The organism is uncultured Chryseobacterium sp. (assembly GCF_913776365.1).
In the GTDB taxonomy this organism is placed as follows: Bacteria; Bacteroidota; Bacteroidia; order Flavobacteriales; family Weeksellaceae; genus Chryseobacterium.
The window spans coordinates 1-2,918 of sequence record NZ_CAJYMO010000319.1; the positions used below are offsets into that span (position 1 = coordinate 1).

2 protein-coding genes and 1 pseudogene are annotated in these 2,918 nt (G+C 49.3%); 2 read left to right on the forward strand and 1 reads right to left on the reverse strand.

Annotation, left to right across the window (positions count from 1 at the left end; genetic code table 11):
* Positions 1 to 206 precede the first annotated feature (206 nt).
* Positions 207 to 1,619, reverse strand: coding sequence for a PLP-dependent aminotransferase family protein (locus QZ735_RS17410; RefSeq protein WP_294251168.1), 1,413 nt, complete (start codon positions 1,617 to 1,619; stop codon positions 207 to 209).
* Between the two features lie 248 nt (positions 1,620 to 1,867).
* On the opposite strand from QZ735_RS17410, the gene QZ735_RS17415 reads away from it, so the two are divergent.
* Both QZ735_RS17415 and QZ735_RS17420 read left to right on the forward strand, forming a co-directional pair.
* Positions 1,868 to 2,284, forward strand: coding sequence for a pyridoxamine 5'-phosphate oxidase family protein (locus QZ735_RS17415; protein WP_294251170.1), 417 nt, complete (start codon positions 1,868 to 1,870; stop codon positions 2,282 to 2,284).
* 168 nt (positions 2,285 to 2,452) lie between these two features.
* Positions 2,453 to 2,918, forward strand: a pseudogene (locus tag QZ735_RS17420) (AraC family transcriptional regulator); the annotation flags it as partial.

A 2,918-nucleotide genomic window follows, 5' to 3' on the forward strand; every position in this document is an offset into this window, starting at 1 on the left:
GAGATTCGGGCATGGCCTTTCCGGTACACCTCCGGGCATTCATACCGGTACAGATCCGGACAGAGAAGATCTTCCGCCATGTATCCGGGTTCAGGTATAGAGATATTTCATCTGTTTTGAACTTAGATACAATGAAATCACCTATTCAGTAAGGACGCTACCTGTACAGAAAAACGGTTCAGTCAGTCGGGCAGGCCGTACATGTGCTATCTGAAATTCAGCCGCTGTCCCAGCCGCCGGATGGCTTCGGTACGCTGTGGTGAAAATACATCCGCTATAACCAGCCTGAAACACTGATCATAAGCATCTGTAAAGGAAAAGGTAGATCCGGGGGTGAATCGTATTCCGGTGGCTTCGCACTGCTGATAAAAGTTGTTCATATCGGTAGCATCAGGCATTTTTATCCACAGGTTGTAGCCACCGGACGGCTGTATGATTCCGGTGCCTTCCGGGAAATGGGTGGCAATCAGGTTTATGGCGAAAAACATATTTTTTGCCAGCTTCACCCTGAGTGACCTCAGATGGCGTTCATAGGCAGTTCCGCCCAGCAGGCGGCTTATGGTTTCCTGATAGAGCGGGGATACGGTACTGCCCAGCGCAAATTTTACCTGTTCGGCCTGTCCTGCATATTTGCCGGCACTGAGCCAGCCAAGCCTGATCCCGGGAGCCAGGGTCTTAGCATATGAGGAGCAGGTGATGACCTGCCCGCTGTCATCGAATTTTTTTATAGCAGCCGGCCGCTGTCCCAGAAAATACAGGTCACCGTAAATATCGTTTTCAATCAGGGTTATATCGTACTGCAGGGCAATGGCCAGCAGCTTTATTTTCTGCGCATCGGTCATCAGGCTGCCCGTAGGGTTATGGAAATTCGGCGTGACGACAACGGCTTTGACTTTGTTTTTGCGGCATACTTTATCAAAGAAATCCATGTCGAATCCCGTGGCCGGATCGACAGGGATTTCAACCACTTTCAGTTTCAGGACCCGTACCACTTCCAGTACCGAAAAAACACAGGGGCTTTCCAGGGCTATAATATCTCCGGCTGTACATACGGTGGCCAGTGCGATATAGAGTGCCTGTAAAGCACCATCGGTAATAATCAGTTCTTCGGGGCGGATCAGGGCATGGTCCGGGGCAGCCCGTTGAATAATCTTTTCTTTCAGCTGGGGCGAACCGTCCGGAGGGTAGTAGCGCAGCAGCCCGGCGCCCTGCTCCCTGATGACCTGCTGCAGCGTTCGCAACAGCATCTTCTGCGGGATCAGGAGGTCTCCCGGAGCAGCTACATTGAATTCAGAGATTTTCTTTCCCATTCTCAGGGAAGTGGTAAGGGCGAGGTTGCTCCTGAACACAGCATCCCGTGCGACAGGGCGGTGCCTGGTCCGGGAAGGGCGGGCCGGCATTTCCATCCGGTGGCTCACGTAATATCCGGACTTCGGTATACTTTCTACCCAGCCGCTGATCATGAGGTATTCGTAACCGCTCTGTACCGTAGTGATGCTGATCCGGTACTGTGCTTTAATTTCCCGTACCGAAGGTAATTTATGGCCGGGCCGGAAAGCCCCGTTCCGGATGTTTTCCTCAATGGCGGCGGTAAATACCTGGAATTTATACGTCTTCATCTGTACCGGCCGTTTTTACGAAAGATCCGGCTGTACTGCAAAGGTAATACAATTTATTGTGGCAAAAATACCTCTCCTGCAGGAAGAATAATTCTGCAGCAGGAGGACAATCGGTACAGCTTTTGGTACACCCATATGAAACCCCTCAGTTTCAGGCTGTTTAAAACAGTCCTGTCCGTGAGAAGGATCAGGAAGAGCATCAGGGGCGATCGGGAATCAGAAAAAACCAATCACAAACAAAAATAAAAATGAAAAAAGCATCACTGGAAACCATTGCAGAAAAAATGAAAGACCTCGATTTCTGCATGATGATCACACAGGACGAAAACGGTAAGCCGCAATCCAGGCCTATGAGCAATAACGGAAGGGTGGAATACGACGGGGATTCCTGGTTCTTCACCTATGAGGACAGCAATAAAGTCCGCCAGATCGAAAATGACAATAAAGTCAATCTCGTCTATCAGACCGACGATCTGCTGTTCATTGAGTGCTACGGCACGGCTGCTATTGTAAAAGACAAGGAAACCCTGGAAGAAAAATGGGTAGACGGCCTGGAACAGTGGTTTCCGGAAGGAACCGATACTCCGGGGATCTGCCTGCTGAAAATAAGTGCCAGGCGGGTTACATTCTGGCATAAAGAGGAAGAAGGGCAGTATACGGCCTGACACCATCTGCGGATCAGGAGAAAGCCTGATGTCGTAAATTTTTAAATACTGGGGATCGTTCTTCAGTATTTTTTATTTCCGGACTTCCGTTTTTCCGTGACAGATCATAAAATACGGTCTGCCGCATATGGAATAAAACGGTACCTTTATACCCCATTAAAATAACTGATGGTACAGCTTCAAACAGGACAGTTTTACGGTGATACCGGCTTCATAAGGAGTGTCGGACCATTGACGCTCACGGATACGGTATATACGCATGATTTTGTCGACTGGCATTACCATGAAAGCCCTTATTTTACCTTTCTTCTGGAAGGCGGCCTGACGGAAGGGTACAGAGAAGGCAAAGAAACATTCGGGGCCGGCCATATCCTCTTTCATCACCGGGACGAATGTCATTACAACCAGAAGCCGGCCGACAGGGCAAGAGGGTTTCATCTGGAAATTGAATCCGTCTTTCTGAAGGATTACGATCTTTCCCTTTCGGGTGTTCAGGGAAACCGCACGATAGGGGATCCGCTGCTGAAAATTTTATTCTGTAGGCTTCTTGCCGAAAGCAAATCCGGAAACCCGGATAGTGGAATGATCATTGAGTCATTGGTGCTGGAAATCCTTTCGTTGCTGAGTAACACAC